Genomic DNA, 15,900 nt, shown 5'->3' with positions numbered 1-15,900 from the left:
GACCCCCTCGGTGACGGGGCTCGACGGCCCCAGAGTCTTGACACGCGTTCATGATCTGGAACGGGCTCTCCGTGGAGAGACCGGTCCGTAGGGCTTCCACGGTACCTGAGCCCGCGCCCATACGGTACGTCGCCCGCACGACGGGCCCGGGTCCACCCCCTGCGAGGCGCCCCGTCCCCGCTGGTCAACCGCGATTTTAACCACTTCTTCGCGGGCGACCCGCCGACGGACGTGAGAGTTCTCTCTAACTGCCCGCCGACGGGTACCGGCCAAACCTCAGCGGGCCCTTTTCAGCGCCGCCTCGTGCATCCGCTGCTCGGCGATCCGGTCGGCCGCGGCGGCCGGCGGAATACCGTCTTCCTTCGCACGCGCGAATATAGCCAGCGTGGTGTCGAAGATCTTCGCGGCCTTCGCCTTGCACCGCTCGAAGTCGAACCCGTGCAGTTCGTCGGCGACCTGGATCACCCCGCCCGCGTTCACCACGTAGTCCGGCGCGTAGAGGATCCCGCGGTCGGCGAGGTCCTTCTCGACGCCCGGGTGCTCCAGCTGGTTGTTGGCGGCGCCGCACACGATCGAGGCGGTCAGCACCGGCACGGAGTCGTCGCTGAGGGCCCCGCCGAGCGCGCAGGGCGCGTAGACGTCCAGCCCCTCCACCCGGATCAGCGCCTCGGTGTCGGCGACCGCGCTGACACCGGCCGGGTGCGCGTCGAGGATCCGGCGTACGGCCTCCTCGCGCACGTCCGTGACGACGACCTCGGCGCCCTCTTCCAGCAGGTGCGCCACGAGGTGGTGGCCGACCTTGCCGACGCCCGCGACGCCGACCTTGCGGCCGCGCAGCGAGGGGTCGCCCCAGAGGTGCTGGGCGCTGGCCCGCATGCCCTGGTAGACGCCGAAAGCGGTCAGCACCGAGGAGTCGCCGGCGCCGCCGTTCTCGGGTGAACGCCCCGTCGTCCAGCGGCACTCGCGGGCGACGACGTCCATGTCGGCGACATACGTACCGACATCGCACGCGGTGACGTACCGGCCGCCCAGCGAGGCCACCATCCGCCCGTAGGCGAGCAGCAGGTCCTCGGTCTTGTCGCGGTCCGGGTCGCCGATGATCACGGCCTTGCCGCCGCCGTGGTCGAGACCGGCCATGGCGTTCTTGTACGACATCCCGCGGGCGAGGTTCAGCGCGTCGGCGACGGCTTCCTGCTCGCTCGCGTAGGGGTAGAAGCGCGTACCGCCGAGCGCGGGGCCCAAAGCGGTGCTGTGAATGGCGATCACGGCCTTGAGGCCGGAGGCGCGGTCCTGGCAGAGCACGACCTGCTCGTGACCGCCCTGGTCCGTGTGGAACAGGGTGTGCAGTGCGTCAGCAGGTGCGCCGGTTACGTCGGTCACTGTAGTGACTCCTGGGTAAGTAGCGGCGGTTGGAGACCAGCTCCCATGGGTGGCGGGGGCTGTGAGACGACATTAGGGCCTGTCTTTCGGATCAGTCCGGCGTCGCGGGGTCTGGCACGCACATCTGCGGCGTTGTCGTCGGTTGTCGACGCTCCGCGTCGCCGCCCTCCTCCGCCTTGCAGCTGCACGCACCAGACCCCGCTCGGGTCGGCCAAGAGGCACCGAGCCTCACAGCCGACCTGATCCGAAAGACAGACCCTAGGGCCTTGGGGTGTCCGGCCACCGCGCAGTGCTCAGGATCACGTACTCATGTGATGCGTCCGTGCGACGATTTGGATAGTTTTCCCGCCCGTTTGTGAGCGGGTTCCGCAGGTTTTCCCGTTGGTGGGCGGGGGATGGAGCAGGCGTGCCCAAGGTGTCCTCGGTGATCGTCCCGTATGCGACGTATCTGCGCGTGTACGAACCGCTGGCCGCCTTCCCGGAGCCGGAGCGCACCCACTGGGCGCGCTACGCCCGCCGGCCCGACCGTCCCTCCTACCAGGACGAGCTGCGCCGCTCCCTGGCCGACCTGCTGCCCACCCCGCCCATCCCGGTGCCGGTGCACGAGAGCGGCGACGCCTTCGTGCTCGACGCCGACGGCGTGGTCTGCGTCTGCCCCTGGCGCACCCGGCTGCGCGGCTGGCAGGCCCTCCAGGAGTTGGCCGGGGAACTGCCGGCGCCGGTCCTGGAGGCGGTCCTGCCCGAGGTCGTACGACGCCAGGCGACCCAGGACTACGAGCGCTGGCTGCTGCGCAACCCCGACGCCCGCCCGTGGATCCGCATGGCGACCTGGCAGGTGCCGCTGCACTGGTTCGTGCTCGTCTCCGACGAGGAGCGGCGCTTCGACAAGGGTTCCGGCGAGATCCCGCCCGCGCTGCGCTACCGCACGCCGATGGTGCAGGCCCGCCGGCGCGTGGCCCGGGCCCTGCGGACGCTGCGGGACACCCTCGACGAGGGGCCGCTGATGGACGGTCTGCTGGATGTCGGGCGCTGGTTGGAGGAGTTCCATCCGCGCTCGCTGGTGGAGCTGGACTACGGCGGGCTCGTGCACACGCTGCCGCCCGGCGAGCTGGAGGACGACCACTCGGCGGCGGACGTCGCCGAGGGCATCGAGGCCCTGCGGCACGGCGACGGGGCGGCCGCGGGGGCGGCGTACGCGCGCCTCGTGGACCGCTGGCGGTCGGTCAGGGATCGGCGCTCGGCGAACTGACGTTTGACGAATCGCCCGTTTTGGGGTTTCGTCCTGACACCGGCTCGTGCATTCGTGCGAGTCGCCCTTGCCTTCTGATGCCGCGTCCACATGGGACGTAGGTCCCGATCCGGGCTTATGTGTCAACAACGCGTCAACAAGGGGCAAGCGTGACGGACCGCACGTACGCGGCCCTTGCGTCCCTTACCCCTCCTCATGCCAAAATAGGACAAGGAGTCCGGGGAGGACTCCGCTCGCATTGCACGCTTTGGGGGGTCTGATGACTCCTGATCGCCCTGTGACTGATCGTCACAGTGGCGTGACTGTCCGCTATGGCATGGTCCATCGGCTTCCGTCGCTGATGGATACCTGGAGGGGCAATTCCATCGGTTTGGCCTACGTGGTTGGACAGATGGTGTAGTTGTAGTGCCGAGGACAAGCCGTTCGTCCTATAACCGACTCGACTCGCGTCCGCCATTTCGGGCAACGCGGGTCAAGGTGCAGAATTTAGAGGAAAGAACCGAGAAGGTTCGGTTCTCCCGAGGAGGCCGCTCATGACCGCTCGCACCCCTGATGCCGAGCCGCTGCTGACCCCGGCTGAGGTCGCCACGATGTTCCGTGTTGACCCCAAGACGGTCACGCGGTGGGCGAAGGCCGGCAAGCTCACGTCGATCCGTACGCTCGGCGGGCACCGCCGCTACCGCGAGGCGGAGGTCCGTGCTCTGCTCGCGGGCATCCCGCAGCAGCGCAGCGAGGCCTGAACAACTGGATAACCGGGCAAACCGGCAGGTCCCCCAACTTGTCGATACGTCCGATCACTAGCTCCAAACGACGCGGGTTCTGCCCCAACAGAGCCCACGCCCAAGCCCCTCCGGGCTTTCCCATTACGTGACAAGGGTGCGTCGTCGATCGCGCTGGACTCCGCCGGGTCCAGCGCGATCTTTTTTGTGCGCGTGCGGTGGATGAGGTGGGTGGGGCCGGTGGGGCTGTGAGCGACCTTGTCGGAGTCTGAGAAGGGACCCTGACGGGAGGCTGACGGAGACCCCGGGCGCTGGTGCAATTGCACATATAAAATTGACCAGTTGTAGGAGAGGGGTAAATTCCTCGGTTTCAGAAACTCATGCAGTGACACCCGTCACATGCCAGAGTCCTTGTTACCCCGCCTACGCGTGCGCTAAAGGAGCGTCACGCACTGGCGGGACTCTCGTCCTCGACGGCCTCATCGGTCACCGCGCCGGTCGGTGGCGCGGAGTCCAACTCCTGCCACAGCAGGCGATGGCAGATCGGACAGTGACGCATCAGATGCCGGTAGGACGTGGCGGCCGCCAGGTGCGCACGGAGCAACGCCCGCGTCTCATGCCTGACCGAAGCCGCCATACGCCACCTCCAGGGGCCGCACGGGCCGCACGGGAATGTGCCCTGGTTTCTGGGTACCGAGCGAATGTGACGCCGTCAAGACGGCATGAGGCGATGAGGGACTCTTGAGGGGTCTGAACCGGAAGTGGCGCCCCAACGGACACCGGAACGCGTAAGAGCCCGGATCCGAAGACCCGGGCTCTTACTTACTGCGGTCCTGACGGGATTTGCTGTGTCTGATTGCGGCTCCGCCGCGGGCGCGGCCTCCACCTTGACAGGCCGGCGAGCGGCTTTGAGGCGCGGCATGAAGAGGGGCCCGCACTCTTGTCGAGTGCGGGCCCCTCCTCTACTGCGGTCCTGACGGGATTTGAACCCGCGGCCTCCACCTTGACAGGGTGGCGAGCACTCCAAGCTGCTCCACAGGACCTTGTTTCGCAGTGCGATTGGTGCGTTGCGCTGCGAGAAGAGACTGTACAGGAGGGTTGGGGCGCTGGTCGAACTCACCCACCGTGCAGGGGTGATTACGGGACCGCCGCGTCGATCGCCTTCACGATCCGCTTGTCCGAGACGGGGTACGCCGTGCCCAGCGCGTGGGCGAAATAGCTGACCCGCAGCTCCTCGATCATCCAGCGGATGTCCAGCACGGAGGACGGGATCGGCCGGCCCTGGGGCAGTTGCTCCAGCAGCCACGCGTACTCGTCCTGCATCTCGTGGACCTTCTCCATCCGGGACGTGTCCCGCTGGACGCCCGTCGGCATCTGCTGAAGGCGCCGGTCGGCCGCGGTCAGGTAGCGCAGCAGGTCCGGCAGGCGTCGCAGCCCCGCGGCCGTCACGAAACCCGGCCTCACAAGGGCGTCCAACTGCCCTCGTACGTCCTGGAGGTTGGGCAGCAGGGTCGGACTGTTCGTGCCCTTCAGTCGGCGCTCACAGGACTGCCAGGCGGTGAGCACCTGCCGTACCTGCTCCACCGCCCGCACGGTCGTGTCGACGATCTCCGCCCGCACCTTGTCGAACAGCTTCCGGTACGACTCCTCGTCCCACGCGGGACCCCCGAAGTCACCGATCAGCCGGTCCGCCGCCGCCATCGCGCAGTCGTCGAACAGGCCCTGGATCGACCCGTGCGGATTCGACGACAGCGCCAGCTTCTGGACGTTGGTCAGCTTCTCCGACGCGAACTTCGCCGGATTGACCGGGATGTTGCGCAGGATCAGCCTCCGCGTGCCCTTCCACATCGCCTCCGCCTGCTCCGCCTCCGTGTCGAAGAGGCGTACGGAGACCGTGTCGCCGTCGTCCACCAGCGCCGGATACGCCTTCACCGGCTGCCCGGCCCGACGCGTCTCGAAAACCCGGCTCAGCGTGCCGATCGTCCAGTCCGTGAGGCCCTTGCGCTCCAGCGACGGGCCGCCCTCGCGCTCGGCGGTGGCCGCGGCGGCCTGCGAGAGCGCCTGGCGCGCCTTCGGCTTCAGCCGCAGCCGCAGCGCCTCCAGGTCCTTGTCCTCGGCCAGATTGCGCCGCCGCTCGTCCACGATCCGGAACGTGATGCGCAGATGGTCCGGCACCTTCGACCAGTCGAAGTCGTCGGCGGTGAACGGGACTCCGACCATCCGCTTCAACTCGCGCGCCATCGTCACCGTGAGCGGCTCCTGCAAAGGAACCGCCGTGTCCAGGAAACGCTTCGCGAAGTTCGGCGCCGGCACGTAGTTGCGGCGGATCGGCTTGGGGAGGGAACGGATCAACTCCGTCACCACTTCCTCCCGCAGGCCCGGGATCTGCCAGTCGAAGCCCTCGTCCGTGACCTGGTTGAGCACCTGCAACGGCACATGGACCGTCACACCGTCCGCGTCCGCACCCGGCTCGAACTGGTACGTCACCCGGAACTTCAACTGCCCCTGCCGCCACGAGTCCGGATAGTCGTCCTTCGTGACCGCCTGGGCCGACTCCCGGATGAGCATCTCCCGCTCGAAGTCCAGGAACTCCGGCTGCTCCTCCCGCTTCCGCTTCCACCACGAGTCGAAGTGCGCCCCGGACACGACGTGTTCGGGCACCCGCTCGTCGTAGAAGTCGTACAGCGTCTCGTCGTCGACCACGATGTCCCGGCGCCGCGCCCGGTGCTCCAACTCCTCGACCTCGCTGAGGAGTCGGCGGTTGTCGGCGAAGAACTTGTGGTGTGTGCGCCAGTCGCCCTCCACCAGCGCGTTCCGGATGAACAGCTCACGGCTGACCTCCGGATCGATCCGGCCGTAGTTCACCTTCCGCTGCGCGACGATCGGTACGCCGTACAGCGTGACCTTCTCGAAGGCCAGCACGGCCGCCTGGTCCTTCTCCCAGTGCGGTTCGCTGTACGTCCGCTTGAGCAGGTGCTCGGCGAGCGGCTCGACCCACTCGGGCTCGATCTTCGCGTTGACGCGGGCCCACAGCCGCGAGGTCTCCACCAGCTCCGCCGACATGACGAACTTGGGCTGCTTCTTGAACAGCGCCGAACCCGGGAAGATCGCGAACTTGGCGCTGCGCGCGCCCAGATACTCGTTCTTGTTGCCGTCCTTCACGTCCTTCATGCCGACGTGCGAGAGCAACCCGGCCAGCAGCGAGACATGGACGCGCTGCTCGGGCGCGTCCTCCTCGTTCAGCTGGATCCCCATCTGCTTGGCCACCGTGCGCAGTTGGGTGTAGATGTCCTGCCACTCACGGATCCGCAGGAAGTTCAGGTACTCCTGCTTGCACATGCGACGGAACGACGACGAACCCCGCTCACGCTGCTGCTCGCGGATGTACCGCCACAGATTCAGATACGCGAGGAAGTCACTGCTCTCGTCCTTGAACCGGGCGTGCTGCTGATCGGCCTGCGTCTGCTTCTCGGCAGGGCGCTCGCGCGGGTCCTGGATGGACAGCGCGGCGGCTATGACCATGACCTCCCGCGCACAGCCGTTCCGGTCGGCCTCCAGCACCATCCGGGCCAGGCGCGGGTCCACCGGCAGCTGGGCCAGCTTGCGGCCGGTCTCCGTGAGCCGCTTGCGCGGGTCCTTCTGCGCCGGGTCGAGCGCGTTCAGCTCCTGCAACAGCTGTACGCCGTCACGGATGTTGCGGTGGTCCGGCGGGTCGATGAACGGGAACTTCTCGATCTCGCCGAGGCCGGCCGCGGTCATCTGGAGAATGACGGAGGCGAGGTTCGTACGAAGGATCTCCGCGTCCGTGAACTCCGGCCGCGAGAGGAAGTCCTCCTCGGTGAAGAGCCGGATGCAGATGCCGTCGGAGGTACGCCCGCAACGGCCCTTGCGCTGATTGGCACTTGCCTGCGAGATCGCCTCGATCGGCAGCCGCTGGACCTTCGTGCGATGGCTGTAGCGGCTGATGCGGGCGAAGCCCGGGTCGATCACGTACTTGATGCCGGGGACCGTCAGCGAGGTCTCCGCGACGTTCGTAGCCAGAACGATCCTGCGCCCGCTGTGCTGCTGGAACACCCGATGCTGCTCGGCGTGCGAGAGCCGGGCGTACAGCGGAAGCACTTCCGTGAAGCGGTACTTCTTCTTCTCCAGCGCGTCCGCGGTGTCGCGGATCTCCCGTTCCCCGGAGAGGAAGACGAGGATGTCCCCCTTGCCCTCGGCCATCAACTCCTCGACTGCGTCCGTGATCGCGGTGATCTGGTCCCGGTCGGAGTCCTCGGAGTCCTCCTCCAACAGCGGCCGGTACCGCACCTCCACCGGATACGTCCGCCCGCTGACCTCGACGATCGGGGCGTCCCCGAAATGCCGGGAGAACCGCTCGGGGTCGATGGTCGCGGACGTGATCACGACCTTCAGATCGGGCCGCTGGGGCAGCAACTGCGCCAGATAGCCGAGCAGGAAGTCGATGTTCAGCGACCGCTCGTGGGCCTCGTCGATGATGATCGTGTCGTAGGCGCGCAGCTCACGGTCGGTCTGGATCTCGGCGAGCAGGATGCCGTCCGTCATCAGCTTCACGAAGGTCGAGTCCGGACTCACCTGGTCGGTGAACCGCACCTTCCAGCCGACGGCCTCACCGAGCGGGGTGTCCAGCTCCTCCGCGACCCGCTCGGCCACCGTGCGGGCGGCGATCCGCCGGGGCTGGGTGTGCCCGATCATGCCCCGGACACCGCGCCCGAGCTCCAGACAGATCTTCGGGATCTGCGTGGTCTTCCCGGACCCCGTCTCACCGGCCACGATCACGACCTGGTGATCACGGATGGCCGCCGCGATCTCGTCCTTCTTCTGGCTGACCGGCAACTGCTCCGGATACGAGACCGCGGGCACCCGCGCCCGCCGCACCCCCATCCGCTCTTCGGCCCGGCCGACCTCCGTCTCGATCTCGGCGAGGACGGCAGCCCGAGCCTCGGGCTTACGGATCTTGCGCGCACCTTCGAGCCTGCGCCCGAGCCGATGCGCATCGCGCAACGACAGCTCGGTCAGGCGGGGGGCGAGGGCGCCGAGGGCGGGGGCAGGGTGCGTAGACATACGGGATCCAGGATCTCATCCCGGAGAAATCCGTGGCGAATGATTTGCCGCGCGGTGCCCCGACCCGTACCGGTTCCTGAACCGGTTCTAGGAAGTGCGCTGCTCAGGAGGCCCAGGCGTGACGGTCGGCGTGGCTTCCGGGGCGGATGCGGGCGTGGCCGCCGCCGGCGCCGGCTGTTTGCGCGCGTCACCGTCCCCCATGGCGAAGGACTGGGCTGTGTTGGAGACGGCCTTGATCCCCAGATAGGCCGTGGTCATGCTGCTGACCGCGGTGAACGCGGACGTCAGTACGCCCACCATCACCGCCTTGTCCCCGTCCAGCCGCCACACCCCGAACAGCGCCACCCCGGCGATCGCGAGATTGCTGAACACCACGGCCATCAACCCGAACCGAGCCCGGTCCCGCTCCAGCGCAAGAGCCCCGGCGGTCCCGGCCATATCCCGCTTCATCGTCGTCTGCCCCACCCGCATCAGCCGGTGCCCTCGGTCACCGATCAGCCCAGAAGGTAGCGCCGGGCGGGGGTGCTGCCAAGCCGGACGCGCACGACGAAGACCCCGTCCATCTGGACGGGGTCTTCGGGAGGTGGCTGGGGCCGGGATCGAACCGGCGACCTATCGCTTTTCAGGCGATCGCTCGTACCAACTGAGCTACCCAGCCACGAGGTTCCTCGAAAAGAAACCTCAGCGGTCCTGACGGGATTTGAACCCGCGGCCTCCACCTTGACAGGGTGGCGAGCACTCCAAACTGCTCCACAGGACCATGCTGTTGCGTACGACAGTCTCGCACACGGTGTCGCGTGTTCCCAACGGGATTGAATTCTCGTGGGGAGGGACGCTGCGACCTTCGATTCGCACTGGCCGGCGGCCGATGTCGCTGGAAAAGCGTATCAGACCACGGGGTGTGCCCCGGCCCATGTGAGCAGGGGTCCGGACCCCTCGGAGGTGGTGGGCCGGGCGGCTGTCACCGGCCCACCTGGTGGCTGCTCCGGGGTCAGCCGATGGTCACGTCGTCGATGTAGCCGCGGTAGCCGCCCGTGGCGCCCGAGCGGTCGTAGCCGACGAGGATCTTGCTGATCGAGGTTCCCTTCTTGATCGAGCCCAGGTTCACGGTGACGTGGTTCCACCGGTCGAGTGCGAGCCGGCCGCAGTGGGCGCTCGGATGGAGGCCGTCGGCCGCGTCCCGCAGGTTGCTGCCGTCGGTGAAGATCAGGTCGACGGCGACGCAGGTGCTGTCGTCCGAGCCGGCGGGCACCCAGGGGGTGGTGGCGTCGGACTGCGGGAAGATCCAGTAGCTGAGGGTCGTGTCGTCGTCGACCGTGAGCGGTGCGCCGTTGAAGCCGTAGACCTGCATGTACGCGTGGTCGTAGGGGCCGCCGTTGGCGTGGCCCGAGTACATGAGTGAGGCGTCGCCCGTGTGGGCCTGTTCGCCGGTGCGTACGGCTGCCTGGGGGCCGGTGAGGCCGCAACACAGCCCCGTGATGCCGTAGTTGCCGTCGCCGTTGGTGTCGACGTTGTCGACGGTGTCGGTCCAGGTGGGCTGGGGCTGGCCGGTCTCGAAGCCCGTGGTGAGGGAAGCGGTCGTCGCGGTTTTCGACGGCTGGGAGAGTTCGTACCGGATGGTGGACAGGCTGGTGCCCGCCGGTGCGAAGTCGATCGTTTCGCCGACCGTCGTGTGCAGCTTGATCCTGGTACCCGTGAGGGTGCCCTTGTGGACGCCGTTCGCGTAGTACTCCACGCGCTTGCCGGGCCAGGGGTTGGTGAGGGTGAGGTCGCTGCCGGAGCGGCTGGTGGTCCGTACGTATTCGACCGTGTTGTTCCGGATGCTGCTGGAGACCTCGAAGTTGCCGTAGGCGAGCAGGCCGCCGAACTTGGCGTTGGAGTCGGTGGGCCAGTTCGGGAAGACCTTGATGTCCTTCTGGAAGGACTGGAGGAGCATTTCGTTGAGGCCCGAGGTGGTGACGTTGAGGTTCTCGACGCCGCCGCCGTAGTGGTGCACGGCCATGTTCGGGTAGGAGTGCTTGGTGGCTTCGGAGTGCAGCTCCTCCATCAGGGTGCTGGGGTTGTAGCCGACGATCGCCGCCGCCGCGTAGAGGGTGGCGGGCGCGTTGTCGCTGTGCCAGTTGTTGAGTTGCTCGACGGTGTTGCGGGCGGTCCGCAGCAGGTCGGGGGAGTCATTCAGGCCGACCTGGAGGCCCGGGTAGACGGCCTGGATGGCCACGTCGTTGCCGTCGGTGACCCAGCCGGAGCCCTCGGAGGTCTGGCGGAAGACGGTCTGGCCGTTCCTCGTCATCGTGGGCAGCGGCGCGAGGTGGCTGTCGATGTGCTGCCAGGTGGGGATGAGCTGGGCGTTGATGTGCAGGTCGTTGCTCATGTCGATCAGGCCCTGGAACAGCAGGTGCACCAGGCCGAGGGACAGGATGCTGTTGGTCTGCGGATACGCGTTGCCCTCCTGCGGCGCGTCGTTCTCGATGGTGTACGTGCCCGTGGCCGCGTCCCAGGTCAGGTAGTTCTCCCAGAACAGGCCGACCTGCCGGAGATAGGGGAGGACCTTGCGGGCGTAGGAGGCGCTGCGGGTGTACTCGTACTTCATGACCATGTCGCCGGCGAAGTTCACGGCGTCGGACTTCTGGTTGTAGAGGTCGTCGGCGGCGCTGGTGCCGTTGGGGGAGATGCCCACCGGGTAGAGCACGCCCTGGTAGCCGGCCGCGGCGGCCTTCGCCTTGCCTCTGGGCATCCAGTCCAGGATCGGGTCGTCGTAATTGCCCATCTGGGCCACATGGTTGGTGGACAGGGTCGGGTAGAACGCCGCTTCGTAGTTGTAGTTGGCGTGGTAGTCGCCGTACCAGTTCATCGGCCCGGTGATCCAGTTGCCCCACAGGCCCGGGGCGTACTTCCCGGCGCGCGAGACCGAGCCGAGGAGGTAGAGGGAGCCGTACCAGCTCTTCTCCACGGCCTGGTCGGGGATCTGCACGAACGACCGCGACCAGTACGCGCGCCACCAGGACTCGTGGGCCGCGTACAGCTGGGCCAGCGATCCGTCGGTGACCGCGGCCGCCGCCGCGTGGGCCACGGATTCGTAGCGGGGGGTGTCGTGGCTGCTCCGGACGGCGGTTGCGAGGGTGTACGTCACGCCGGGCCGCAGGGTCAGGCTGATGCGGTTGCCCGACGGTCTCGCGGTGGTGCCGCGCACGCTTGTCGCGATACGGGCATGGGGGTTGCCCGGAGCGTCGGTGGTGCCGGCCTGTACGTCCGCGTCAAGTACGCCGTTCCTGCTGGAGGTCGGCGGGGTCTTGCCCTGGCCGTCCTGCACGGTGACGGTCGCGTCCTGCGGGCGCGAGCCGGACAGGCGCAGGGTGGTGACGAAGAGGTTGTCGGTGGCGGAGACCCAACTCCTCGACGATAGCGTCTGGTTGCCGAGCCTGTAGGTGCCCTCGACCTGTGCCTGGGCGATGTTCTGTACGACGTGGTGGTCGGCGCCGGCCAGGCCCGGGACGGCGAGCACGATGCGGCCGAGCGGTTCGATGCCGTTGGTGGCGGTGGAGAAGAAGTCGTTCTTGCCGAGGTAGAAGGTCTGGTCGTCGATGGAGCCGCCGACCGCGACGCCGACGTCGCCGTTGCCCATCAGCGGGGCGTCGACGGTCTCGCCGTTGGCCAGGACGGTGGGCGGGGAGTCCCACTCGCCCTTGAACCGCGCGACGGTGCGCAGGGCTTGGGCCGCTGTGGGGTTGCCGGTGGTCTGCGGGGATGTCGGTGGTGGGGATGCCGCGGCGGGCGTGCCGCCTTGGAGGGTTGTCAGGCCCAGGGCCACCAGGGCGGAGGCCAGCAGGGTGCTGATGCGGCGCCGGTGACGAAGTGAGGATGCCACTGGGGTGCGACCTTTCTTCTCGTTTCTCATCCGGTCCCCTCTCCTTCGCCCGGTCGGCCGCCGAGCCTCGTGAGCGTGCCGACGCCCTCGACGGTCAGGGCGGCGGGCAGAGTGGTGGAAGGGCCGTTCCTGAACGTCGGGTTGATGTCGAACAGGGCCGAGAGCACCGCCTCGGCTCCGGCCGCGCCCGCGATGTTGTCCCGGGTGGCGGTGCCGCGTTCGGCCACGCGGGCCCGGTGCTGCCCGTCCGGAGCGGTGACGATCTCCATGGCCTGGCCCCACAGCCCGCCAGAGGCGGCGTCGGACAGGCCACGCAGGAGAGCGGTCGCCCGGTCGCGGTGGCCGAGGCGGGCCAGACCGTGGGCGGTGACTCCGGGCCAGGCGGCGAACGCGCCGGCCGCGCCGTGGTCGGGGCGGTCGGAGGCGGCGGCGATCGGGTCGTCGGGACTGAGCGCCCGCATCCAACTCCCCACCAGCAGACGGTCGGTGACGAAGTCGGCCATCTCCCGACGCGTCCCGTCCGGGAGTTCGCGGTGGAGGGCCGCTGCGACCAGACCGAAGTCCAGGCAGTGGCCGATCGTGTCGGTCCCGTCCGAGCGGAGGACGCGCCAGCGGCCCGACCCGGCGTACAAGTCCAGGAGTGCGGCAGCCAGTTGGTCTGCTTCGGCCTCGGTCCGCTCGGCCTCCTCCGCGCGGCCGAGGCGTCGGTACAGGCCGGCCAGTGAGCGCGTCGAGGAGACGTAGGCACCGTTGAAGGAGGCGACGACTCCGGTGTACGTGGGCACGCACTCCAGCAACTGCCATGGATCGGGGCCGAAGTCGGCGAGTACGCCGCCGGTGGCCGGGGTACGGCGGTAGCGCCAGCCCAGGCCGAGCCGCTCCAGGTGGGCGAGGACCGTCGTTCCGTCGGTCGGTCCGCCGGGTGTCTCTTCGAGGAACGCGAAGTCGCCCGTGACGCAGACGTAGTGCTCGATGAGCCGGAACAGGGCGTAGTCGGTGGAGCTGTAGGCGTTGCCCAGGGGCCCGCCGCTGAGGTTCTCGACGCCGAAGGAGTCGCGGTAGGGACCGGCCAGGACCCGGAGCAGCCAGGAGCGCAGTCCGGCCGGTTCCAGCAGGGCGTAGAGGCGGCTCCACTCGCAGTGGTCCCAGAAGTAGGTGGTGGTCGGGCCGAGTCGGGGGCCGCCGGTGAGGAACACCGGCTCGTCGGGGCGGATGCGGGTGCTGCGCATGTACAGCGTCTGGAGGGCGCCCATGTAGTAGGTGCGCGCGAGTCCCGCGTCCTCAGTGGTGAAGGTCGGCAGATGGCCGGAGAAGTCCGGGTTGCCCGGCGTGAACATGCTGGCCCACAGTCGCCGCCAGCCGTCCTCCCCGGCCCGCGTCGTCGCCTCGAAGTCCTCGGCGGCGGCGCGGGCTCGGGCCGAGACGGCGTCGAGATCGGTGCCGTATGCGCAGGCGATCCCGATGGTCACGCTCCCGCCGGGTTCGATCCGGCAGATCCACCTCGCCCGCGCCCCGGCGCCCTCGGCCCGCAGCTCGCCGGGTGGTCCGGCGAAGGCGTGGACGGCGTGCGCCGGTGATCGGGAGTCCGCGGAGGTGACCGTGCCGTCTTCGATGCGGGACATCCAGCGGCGCGACTCGGTCCAGTGCCGGGTGCGGGCGATCTCCGAGCCCGCGAGACGGAGTACGACGTGGTCGGCTTCGACGTCCACGCGGACGTGCTGCCAGTCTCCGATGGGGAGTTGGGCGTCGGTGGCCTCCCGCTCTCCCGTGATGCCGAGCCACAGCCGGCCGTCGTCGACGCCGATGTGGAGCGAGTCGGGGTGGTTGCCGTGGGTGAGGACCGTCCCGGACTGACCTGCCGTGTCGAGTCGTAGCTCGAAGTCGATCGTCAGGCCGGGGGAGAGGGCGAAGGTGTCCAGGCCTGTCTCGCCGTCGGGTGTCAGCGTGATCGGCTCGGCGGCGGCGGCCCGCAGGATCGCCTCGCCGTCGGCTCCCGTCACGCGGAGCCCACGCACCGCCCCGGACACCCCCGCCCGCGTCTCCGGCGCCTTGTCGTGGCTGACGTGGGCCGGGAGCGCGTCGTCCAGGAGCATCGGGCCGTGGTCCTCGTCGCGCTGGATGCCGGGGACGCGGGGTTTGCCGAGGCGGAGCCGACGAGGTGCGGGCGAGAGCAGGTAGTGCGGTTCGCCGCCGCCCGTCGTGGCCCGGATGCGCTCAAGTGCCATGAAGTCGTGGTGCATTCCGTGGTTCCACGGGCCGTCGTAGAGCCAGCCGTAGCCGACCTCGGAGTGGGCGACCATCGCGAAGAGGTCCTGGGTCAGTTCGACCGTCCGTACCTCGGCGCTGTCGTTGGTGACCTCGATCCGCCACAGGAGCAGGTCCCGGTTCAGGGCCATGCGCGTGTCGGTGGTAACCGACAGGCCGTCCTCGCGGCGGTGTTCGCGCACCACACCCCACGGCTTCCACAAGTACCGCTGTGCGGCCGGGACTTGGCCGTCCACGCGCAGCTCGCCGGTGTGATAGCCGAAGGTGAACGGCGGGGCGGCCAGCCAGGACAGGGAGGTCAGGTCGTGGTTGACGTGGGCCTGGCCCTGCTGGTTGCGCAGGGAGGGCAGGTGGGCGATCTCGTCCGCGTCGACCCAGTGCCCGGCGACGTCGGCCAGGTCCGGGACGCCTGTCCTGCCGATGCCCACGGACTGCACGTCGGTCTTCGTGGTCACTTGGTCGCTCCCGAGGTCAGTCCGGCGATGAACTGCTTCTGCAGCGCGAGGTATCCGGCGACGGGGATGACGGCCGCCAGCAGCATCACGCCGAACAACTGGGCGTAGTCCGTGGAGAACTGACCGACCGACAGATACAGCCCCGTGGTGATCGTCTGGCCGTGCAGCGGGCCGAGGATGAACTGCGGATTCATGAAGTCGTTCCAGATCCATAGCGAGAGGAAGATCGTGACGGTCGCGGTGGCCGGGCGCAGCAGCGGCATGACGATCGTCCACCAGACCCGCAGGCGCCCGGCGCCGTCCACGGTCGCGGCCTCGATGATCTCGCCGGGGATCGACCGCAGGAAGCCGGAGTAGACGAACACCGCGAACGACAGATAGCCGCCGCCGACGTTGGCCAGGACCAGGCCCGGATAGGTGTGGTCCAGGTGCAGGAAGGTCAGGATGCGGATGGTGGGCAGCAGGATCACCGCGGGCGGGATCATCAGGCCGGCGGCGAAGGCCGCGAGGACGATCCGGCGCAGGCGCGCCGAGCGGCCGGACAGCCAGAAGCTGAGGGCCGCGCCCAGCGGGATGATCAGCAGTACCGAAGCGACCACGGTGACCGCGGAGTTGGTCAGGCCGATCTGGACGATCCGGTCGGGCCGGGAGAGGGCGTCCGTCAGGTTGTGCGTGGTCGGCGGGGCCGGGGGTGCCGCCGGGTCGCGGACGATCTGGTCCTGCGTCTTGAAGGCGTTGACGATCGTGAGATAGACGGGGCTGACGAAGGCCAGCGTGAGCAGGGCGGCCACCAGGAGGTGGCCCCGCGTGGCCCAGGGGCGGCGGCTCGCGCGCGGCGCGGGGACGGCCGGTGGTGGTGCGGTTCGCCTCCGTGCCATGGGCCGT

Annotated in this window: 9 protein-coding genes and 3 tRNA genes; 2 read left to right on the top strand and 10 right to left on the bottom strand. The window is 68.7% G+C overall.

Going from position 1 to position 15,900, the window contains the following annotated elements; all coding sequences use genetic code 11:
• Positions 1–276 precede the first annotated feature (276 nt).
• Positions 277–1,380: a Leu/Phe/Val dehydrogenase gene (locus ACIP6U_RS20690; RefSeq protein ID WP_401719704.1), complete on the bottom strand. Its 1,104-nt coding sequence runs from the start codon at positions 1,378–1,380 to the stop codon at positions 277–279.
• Between the two features lie 406 nt (positions 1,381–1,786).
• On the opposite strand from ACIP6U_RS20690, the gene ACIP6U_RS20685 reads away from it, so the two are divergent.
• Together ACIP6U_RS20685 and bldC are read left to right on the top strand one after the other, a co-directional pair.
• Positions 1,787–2,629 carry a hypothetical protein gene (locus tag ACIP6U_RS20685; RefSeq protein WP_401719701.1) on the top strand — a complete coding sequence of 281 codons (843 nt, stop codon included), beginning with the start codon at positions 1,787–1,789 and terminating at the stop codon, positions 2,627–2,629.
• Between the two features lie 533 nt (positions 2,630–3,162).
• Entirely contained in the window at positions 3,163–3,369 is a 207-nt protein-coding gene (gene bldC / locus ACIP6U_RS20680) for a developmental transcriptional regulator BldC (RefSeq protein WP_003949541.1), read from the top strand.
• A 424-nt stretch (positions 3,370–3,793) separates the two neighbouring features.
• Here the strand turns inward: bldC and ACIP6U_RS20675 are convergent, their stop codons facing one another.
• From ACIP6U_RS20675 to ACIP6U_RS20635, 9 genes are all read right to left on the bottom strand, one after another.
• Positions 3,794–3,985: a DUF6274 family protein gene (locus tag ACIP6U_RS20675; RefSeq protein ID WP_401719698.1), complete on the bottom strand. Its 192-nt coding sequence runs from the start codon at positions 3,983–3,985 to the stop codon at positions 3,794–3,796.
• Between the two features lie 331 nt (positions 3,986–4,316).
• Positions 4,317–4,391, bottom strand: a tRNA-Asp gene (locus ACIP6U_RS20670).
• A 94-nt stretch (positions 4,392–4,485) separates the two neighbouring features.
• A complete protein-coding gene (gene hrpA / locus ACIP6U_RS20665; RefSeq protein ID WP_401719696.1) occupies positions 4,486–8,430 on the bottom strand; it encodes an ATP-dependent RNA helicase HrpA in 3,945 nt (1,314 codons plus the stop codon).
• An 87-nt stretch (positions 8,431–8,517) separates the two neighbouring features.
• Positions 8,518–8,868 carry a hypothetical protein gene (locus ACIP6U_RS20660; RefSeq protein ID WP_401719693.1) on the bottom strand — a complete coding sequence of 117 codons (351 nt, stop codon included), beginning with the start codon at positions 8,866–8,868 and terminating at the stop codon, positions 8,518–8,520.
• A 146-nt stretch (positions 8,869–9,014) separates the two neighbouring features.
• Positions 9,015–9,088 (bottom strand) — tRNA-Phe (locus tag ACIP6U_RS20655).
• Between the two features lie 27 nt (positions 9,089–9,115).
• Positions 9,116–9,190, bottom strand: a tRNA-Asp gene (locus ACIP6U_RS20650).
• Positions 9,191–9,421: 231 nt separating this feature from the next.
• A complete protein-coding gene (locus ACIP6U_RS20645) occupies positions 9,422–12,295 on the bottom strand; it encodes a glycosyl hydrolase family 95 catalytic domain-containing protein (RefSeq protein ID WP_401719690.1) in 2,874 nt (957 codons plus the stop codon).
• 26 nt (positions 12,296–12,321) lie between these two features.
• Positions 12,322–15,015, bottom strand: a complete 2,694-nt coding sequence (locus tag ACIP6U_RS20640; RefSeq protein ID WP_401719688.1) for a hypothetical protein — start codon at positions 15,013–15,015, stop codon at positions 12,322–12,324.
• Positions 15,012–15,893 (bottom strand): carbohydrate ABC transporter permease, encoded by an 882-nt coding sequence (locus tag ACIP6U_RS20635; protein WP_401719685.1) that lies wholly within the window; start codon positions 15,891–15,893, stop codon positions 15,012–15,014. The genes ACIP6U_RS20640 and ACIP6U_RS20635 overlap by 4 nt, the downstream gene beginning before the upstream one ends.
• Positions 15,894–15,900: the final 7 nt, after the last annotated feature.

It is taken from the genome of Streptomyces sp. NPDC088794 (genome assembly GCF_044750545.1).
Lineage (GTDB): Bacteria > Actinomycetota > Actinomycetes > Streptomycetales > Streptomycetaceae > Streptomyces.
The sequence above is the reverse complement of the archived record's forward strand: the minus strand, read 5'-3'. Positions and strand labels throughout refer to the sequence as shown.